General features: G+C 43.6%; 5 protein-coding genes and 1 riboswitch. Of the genes, 2 read left to right on the top strand and 3 right to left on the bottom strand.

Translation table 11 applies throughout. The features are described 5' to 3' along the window. Together mgtA and GMD6S_RS07655 are read right to left on the bottom strand one after the other, a co-directional pair. Window positions 1-2120 (bottom strand): magnesium-translocating P-type ATPase (mgtA, locus tag GMD6S_RS07660; protein ID WP_000858866.1); only part of this gene is annotated, 2120 nt, incomplete at its 3' end. A 195-nt stretch (window positions 2121-2315) separates the two neighbouring features. Then, window positions 2316-2467, bottom strand: a riboswitch (M-box (ykoK) riboswitch). Window positions 2468-2520: 53 nt separating this feature from the next. Continuing rightward, window positions 2521-3582 (bottom strand): M24 family metallopeptidase, encoded by a 1062-nt coding sequence (locus tag GMD6S_RS07655; protein WP_000952766.1) that lies wholly within the window; start codon window positions 3580-3582, stop codon window positions 2521-2523. Between the two features lie 147 nt (window positions 3583-3729). Between GMD6S_RS07655 and GMD6S_RS07650 the strand changes: the two genes are divergently transcribed. After that, the gene (locus GMD6S_RS07650; protein WP_001043930.1) at window positions 3730-4485 is read left to right on the top strand and encodes a hypothetical protein; all 756 of its coding nucleotides are present in this window, start codon (window positions 3730-3732) and stop codon (window positions 4483-4485) included. Between the two features lie 37 nt (window positions 4486-4522). On the opposite strand, the gene uvrA is transcribed toward GMD6S_RS07650, so the two are convergent. Continuing rightward, window positions 4523-7348, bottom strand: coding sequence for an excinuclease ABC subunit UvrA (uvrA, locus tag GMD6S_RS07645; RefSeq protein ID WP_001152876.1), 2826 nt, complete (start codon window positions 7346-7348; stop codon window positions 4523-4525). A gap of 136 nt (window positions 7349-7484) precedes the next feature. On the opposite strand from uvrA, the gene GMD6S_RS07640 reads away from it, so the two are divergent. Next, the coding region (locus tag GMD6S_RS07640; protein WP_000815615.1) for a CorA family divalent cation transporter at window positions 7485-7790 on the top strand (306 nt) is incomplete at its 3' end.

Raw genomic sequence — 7790 nt, 5'->3', positions numbered from 1 at the left:
ACAATCAAGTGAATCGGAGCCATAGGAAGGAAAGGTAAAAAGATACCAGACACTAGCAGAGAGAAAATGTTCCCGAAATTAGAGCTGACCGTCATCTTGATATATTTGGTCATGTTGGCATAGACTTTGCGTCCTTCAACCAGCCCTTTTTCAAGCACCATCAAATCCTTATCTAACAAAATGACATCAGCCGTTTCTTTGGCAATATCTACTGCTGTATCAACAGAAATCCCCACATCTGCCACTTTCATAGAAGGGGCATCATTGATCCCATCTCCCATATAGCCGACACAATGTCCATTCGATTTGATTTGTAAAATGATTCGTGCTTTTTGATCCGGAGAGAGTTTGGCAAAGACAGTCACTTTCTCAACTGCTTGGGCCAATTCTTCGTCCGTCATAGCGTCAATATCAGAACCCAACAAGATTTGATCAACGTCTAAACCAACTTTTTCGCATACTGCTTGGGTTACCTTCTCATTGTCTCCCGTCAAGATCTTTGTTTGAACACCGTGTTCTAACAAAGCTTGGATAGCAGGTGCTGCTGATGGTTTTGGTGGATCTAGAAAGGCAAGATATCCGGTTAGAATCATCTCTTTTTCATCTTCAACGGAGTAAGCAAAACCTTCTTTTAGGCCTGTTTTATAGGCGACTCCCAAGACTCGCAATCCCTGTTGATTAAGTTGATCTACTTCTTTTAAGATTTCCACTCGGATATCATCCGTCAGAGGGCTAATCTGACCTTGATATTCCACATGGGTTGAAATCGCAAGCATTTCCTCTAGGGCACCCTTGGTTACCAAACTAACAACTTCGTTTTCATCCTTGACGATGACACTCATCCGTCTACGTTCAAAGTCAAATGGAAGTTCATCGATTTTTTGGAAGCTAGTATCCAAATTTTGTAGAATAGCGTGTTCTTTAGCTTCTTTTTCAGTTCTACTGATAATGGCACGGTCCATCAAGTTTTTCAAACCGGTTTGAAAATAGGAATTGAGATAGGCACGTCTCAACACAGATAAATCCAAATCTCCATGTATATCCAAAGGATATTCAAGGACAATTTCGTCTTGGGTAAGGGTTCCGGTTTTATCTGTGCATAGGATATCAATAGCACCTAGGTCTTGTATGGCATTGAGTTTTTTGATGACGACTTTTTCCTTGGCCATGATAATGGAGCCTTTTGCTAGACTAGCAGTGATAATCATGGGAAGCATCTCAGGTGTCAATCCAACACCAACACTCAGTGCAAACACACCTGCTTCCAGCCAGTCTCCATCTGTCAAGCCATTGGAGAGAAAGACGATGGGAACCATGACTAACATCAAACGGATCAAGAGCCAAGAGATACTGTTCATCTCCCGCTCAAAAGAGGTTGGTTCGTCATAGGTATTGAGAGTCTGCTCGATTTCTCCCATCATGGTGTCATCACCGACCGCTAGAATCAAAGCCTTGGCGCTTCCTGATATCACATTGGTTCCCATAAAAGCGAGCGCTTCTGCTTCTAGCAGACTATCAAAGTTTGACTGACTCATTTTTGACAAGGCTAGTTTCTCAACCGAGTCACTTTCACCTGTCAAACCAGACTGTTGAACAAAGAAATCACGTGATTCAATTAAAATGAGGTCTGCTGGAATCATATCCCCAGCACTTAACTTGACTATATCTCCAACGACCAAATCTTCAATTGCGACCTCTAAACTCTGGCCTTCGCGGATAACTGTGGCTGTGTTCACAATCATTTTGGATAGATTGGTCGCAGCCTTGTCACTCCGCAATTCTTGAACAAAGCGTATGCCACCAGAGATTAGAACGAGAACGACGATGATGATAGAGGTCGTCGGATCTTCTTGCCCAGGCTTCGCCAACCAGACATTGGTCACCATGGAAATCATAGCGATGACCAACAGGATGATTGTAAATGGATTGATAATCGATTCGTAAATCTTTTTGAAGATACTGTCTTCTTGACCCTTGGTGATGGTGTTTTCGCCATATAGGTCACGATTTTTCTCCACCTGCTCCTCAGTCAAGCCTGTTAGACTTGTCTTATAAAAAGATAGAGTTTCGTTTAAAGGTGTGTGAATAGCTACTGCTAATCTTTCTTTTGTAGTTTTCATTGGTTTCTCCTATCTGTATGAATGATGTGTTTCATACACAGAGACCAATCACTTTATAAGGGCAGAACGACACAAATCAGCGATTGGCTGTGTATGTGCGGTTCTGGATGATCGTCAATTTGCATCGTTTGTCTCCTTTCCTTGTTCTAAAACAGTAGAAAATCCCACCATAAAATGGCAGGATTAAAAAACTAGTTATCTGTTTTTTCGTTCAAGCTTTAACTCCATAGGGCGATGTAATGAGCTTAGTCTTGGCCTTCGCGACCAGGACTGTTGACCAACGAGTAGTGTCTCCACTGCTTTGCGGTAGTCATCCGTATCCCTATGGTAGCCTCACCTACCGTTTTCGTCTATCAGTATAAACCTTTAAAATATAAAAGTCAATGATTTATCTCATTTTTTAGATAACAATCAATTCTTTTGGAGCAAGTGTCAATAACTCACAACCGTTATCTGTAATCAGGATATCATCTTCAATACGAACCCCGTATTTATCTTCAATATAAATGCCTGGTTCATCAGTCAAGACCATACCAGCCTTGATTGGCTCTTCTGACTTGCCAAAGTAAGGAATTTCATGGATATCCAAACCAATCCCATGTCCAATCCCGTGGCTGAAGTAAGGACCGTAGCCTGCATCGTTAATAATCTGGCGCGGAATCCTGTCAAAATCAATTCGACTGAGACCAGCCTTGGCTGCATCTATGAGGGCTTGATTGCTGCGCAGGACAATATCATAAATCTCCCGCTCTTCATCTGTCACCTGCCCCACATGAACTGTCCGCGTCATATCGCTGACATAGTGGTTGTAGTAGCAACCAAAGTCCATGGTCAGGGTTTCACCCTTTTGAATGACCTTGTCACTAGCCACGCCATGTGGCATAGCAGAGCGGTAGCCCGAAGCGATGATAAAATCAAAAGAGGCACCTGAAGCACCTAGCTGGCGCATACGGGCATCTAAAAAGTTCATAACGGCTAGCTCAGTCGTCTCACCGGGCTTGATAAAATCCAGTACATCTAGGAAGGCTTGGTCAGAAATCTGGCAGGCCCTACGAATGGTTGCGATTTCTTGCTCATCCTTGATCATCCGCAGATTTTCAATAAAACCAGTCATTGGAACCAGCTCATGACCAGCAAACACACTTTCCAGCATCTTGAAGTAAGCATAGGAAATCTCGTCATCAAAGCCAATTTTTTCCAGCTTGTCGTCCGCTATAATTTTAGCAATTTCACCAACCGCATCGCGCGTTTCCACAATGTCAAAGCCCTCAACCACGCCCTTGGCAATAAGAGTATAACGAGAATCCGTCAGAAAAATCCGGCGCTTTTTACTGATGAAAACTGTCGCCTCTGTCCCGCTGAAACCAGTCAGATAGTAAATATTCTTCAGATTGGTTACTAAGACAGCATCACACTCTGTCTGTTTTAAGGCTACTTCAAATTTTTCAACTCTTGATAACATGAGAAAACCTCCATAAAATGATTTAATTTATTATAGCAAAAAAATATCGAAAATAATACAATCTATATAGCTAAGATTAGATAAAATTGACATTTGAAAGCGCTTAATGTATAATTTCTGTTAAACAAGAAAGAATGAGGTATCGATATGAATAAAACAGAATTGCTGTTACAAAGACTAGATGAGATTGGTCAGTCTCTAAAAGATTCGAACCAAGCACTAGCTTTGCTGGCGCTTGGTTCTTGCGGAACAGAAAGAGAACGATTGGATCAGTACTCAGATTTAGACTTCTTTGTTATTGTAAAAGATGGCTACAAGCAGACTTATATCCAAGACCTAACCTGGTTAAGTAAGCTAGAACCAATTGCATTTCACTACCAAAATACAGTGGACGGACATAAAGTTCTATTTGAAGATGATGTTTTTTGTGAATTTGCTGTCTTTGAAGCTCAAGAACTAGTAAACATTCCCTTCTCTGAAGGCAAGATTATCTGGAAGGAGGTCGGTTTTGATGAAACAATCTGTCAGCCACAAAGACTGCCATCAAAAGAAAACAGAGACCGTGAATGGTTGTTGGGAGAAATTTTATGTAATCTATATTTAGGGCTAGGTCGTTATCAGCGAGGCGAAAAATTAGCTGCTTATGATTTAATACAAAACAGAACCGTCAAGCTTTGGACTGAACTAATCAGTTTGGAAACAACTTCTAAATCTAATTTTATAGATATCTTTAATACCAACAGACGATTTGAAGAAGGTTATCCAAAGGAAGCCAAGCAATTGCCTCACTTTTTGCAAGGTTACGAACGCATTTCTGAGTCTGCTCAAGCACTCCTAGAATATCTGGATAAACACTATTCTCTTAACTCATTTATAAAAGAAAAAATTCGTAATTTATTATAAAAAAGACTCTGCCTAAAAAAGCAGAGCCTTTTAAATCTTATTTTAACTTTCCTTTCAAATACTGTCCTGTGTAGCTGGCTTCATTGGCCGCTACTTCTTCTGGGGTTCCTGTTGCGATGATGGTTCCACCACCGACACCGCCCTCAGGTCCCAAATCGATGATATGGTCTGCTGTCTTGATAACATCTAGATTGTGCTCGATGACGAGGACAGTATTCCCATCGTCGACAAAGCGAGCCAAGACTTTAAGCAAGCGAGCGATATCCTCAGTGTGAAGCCCTGTAGTTGGCTCATCCAGAATGTAGAAGGATTTCCCTGTCGAGCGTTTGTGGAGTTCACTAGCCAACTTCATACGCTGAGCTTCTCCTCCAGAAAGGGTGGTAGCCGGTTGCCCTAGCGTTACATAGCCCAGCCCCACATCCTTGATGGTCTGAAGTTTACGCTGAATCTTGGGAATGTGTTGGAAGAATTCCACCGCATCGTTGACGGTCATGTCCAAAACCTGCGAGATATTCTTTTCCTTATAGTGGACTTCTAGGGTTTCACTGTTGTAGCGAGTCCCGTGGCAGACTTCACAAGCCACGTATACATCTGGCAAGAAGTGCATCTCGATCTTGATAATCCCGTCACCTGAGCAGGCTTCGCAACGACCGCCCTTGATGTTGAAACTGAAACGGCCCTTCTTGTAGCCTCGAATCTTAGCTTCGTTTGTCTGGGCAAAAAGGTCACGTATATCGTCAAAAACTCCCGTATAGGTAGCCGGGTTAGACCTTGGCGTTCGCCCGATTGGACTCTGGTCAATATCAATCAAGCGGTCTACATGCTCAATCCCTGTAATCGTCTTAAATTTACCAGGCTTGTCTGAATTGCGATTGAGCTTCTGCGCAATGGCTTTTTTGAGGATGCTGTTGATTAAGGTCGATTTCCCTGAACCTGACACACCTGTCACCGCGATGAATTTTCCTAATGGGAAGCGAGCAGTGATATTTTGCAAGTTGTTCTCACGCGCACCTGTCACTTCGATAAAGCGACCATTTCCGGCACGGCGCTCTTCTGGTACTGGAATGGCACGTTTACCTGACAAGTACTGGCCTGTAATAGACTTACTATTACGGGCCACCTGCTTGGGTGTTCCTGCAGCAACAATCTCGCCACCAAAAACACCGGCACCTGGACCAACGTCAATCAGATAATCCGCCTCGCGCATGGTATCTTCGTCGTGTTCCACCACGATGAGAGTATTGCCCAAGTCACGCATCTTTTTCAGACTAGCAATCAGGCGGTCATTATCCCTCTGGTGAAGACCAATCGACGGCTCATCCAGGATATAAAGGACACCTGATAGGTTGGACCCAATCTGGGTTGCCAAGCGAATACGCTGACTCTCTCCACCTGATAGGGTTCCTGCCGAACGTGACAGGGTCAGATAGTTAAGACCTACGTTATTGAGGAAGGTCAATCGATCCTTGATTTCCTTGAGAATGGGACGGGCGATAATCGCTTCATTTTCAGACAAGGTCAGCTGGCTCACCAACTCCAAGTGGTCTGCGATAGACAGATCTGAGATTTCACCAATATGTGGTCCTTGCTCACCACCCACACGGACAGACAAGGCCTGATCGTTGAGACGATAGCCATGACAGGTTCCACAAGTCAGCTCATTCATGTAGAGTCGCATCTGGGTACGGGTGTAGTCACTGTTAGTCTCATGGTAACGACGCTTGATATTATTGACAACTCCCTCAAAAGGAATGTCAATATCGCGCACACCGCCAAATTCATTTTCATAGTGGAAATGGAATTCCTTGCCATCAGACCCGTAAAGAATCAAGTTTTTATCTTCTTCTGACAAGTCCTCAAAAGGCTTATCCATATCCACTCCAAAGGCTGTCATGGCCTGCTCTAGCATATTTGGATAGTAGTTGGATGAGATAGGATTCCAAGGTGCTAATGCTCCCTCACGCAAAGTTTTGCTGGTATCAGGAACCACCAAGTCAACATCCACCTCCAGCTTGATGCCCAAACCATCACACTCACTACACGAGCCAAACGGGGCATTGAAGGAGAAGAGACGAGGCTCTAACTCTGGTACTGTAAAACCACAAACTGGACAGGCATAATGCTCAGAAAAGAGCAACTCAGAATCGTCCATAGTGTCGATAATGACATAACCTTCTGCGATACGAAGGGCTGCCTCAATGGAGTCAAAGAGACGACTACGAATGCCCTCCTTGATGACGATACGGTCAACAACAACATCGATATTGTGTTGCTTGCTCTTCGACAACTCTGGCACTTCGGTCACATCATAGACTTCCCCATCCACACGGACACGAACATAACCGTCTTTCTGAACCTTCTCAATGACACTCTTATGTTGGCCTTTTTTCTTGCGGATGACAGGGGCCAAAATCTGCAAGCGTTGGCGTTCTGGCAATTCCAAGACCTTATCCACAATTTGCTCCACAGAAGAAGCCTTGATAGCCCCATGCCCGTTGATACAGTAAGGCGTCCCCACACGTGCGTAGAGGAGACGCAGATAATCATTGATTTCAGTCGTCGTTCCAACGGTCGAGCGCGGGTTTTTGCTAGTCGTTTTTTGGTCGATGGAAATAGCTGGGCTGAGGCCATCAATAGCATCCACGTCTGGTTTTTCCATGTTGCCCAAAAACTGGCGAGCATAGGCTGATAGACTCTCTACATAGCGACGTTGGCCCTCAGCATAGAGGGTATCAAAGGCCAGACTGGATTTCCCAGACCCTGACAAACCAGTCACAACAACCAGCTTGTCTCGCGGAATCTCCACATCAATATTTTTTAAGTTATGGGCACGTGCCCCATGAATCACAATTTTATCTTGCATCTTTGTTCTTTCTAGTCCATTATTGCTTTCCATTATACCAAAAAATGTGAAATTCTATTACCCAAAAAGCTGTTTTTATAGTATAATAGTACGGTGCAAAAAATGAATCACTGAATAGTAGGAAAGGATAGGGGATATGAAACAAGTTTTTCTCTCAACAACAACGGAATTTAAAGAGATCGACACGCTTGAACCAGGTACTTGGATCAACCTCGTCAATCCTACACAAAATGAATCGTTGGAAATCGCTAACGCCTTCGACATTGACATTGCCGACCTTCGAGCACCGCTCGATGCGGAAGAAATGTCCCGTATTACCATCGAAGATGAGTACACTTTGATCATCGTGGACGTTCCCATCACAGAGGAAAGAAACAATCGTACCTACTACGTTACGATTCCGCTGGGGATTATCATCACAGAGGAAACCATTATCACCACC

The sequence above is a fragment of the Streptococcus sp. GMD6S genome, from assembly GCF_000297015.1.
The sequence above is the reverse complement of the archived record's forward strand: the minus strand, read 5'-3'. Positions and strand labels throughout refer to the sequence as shown.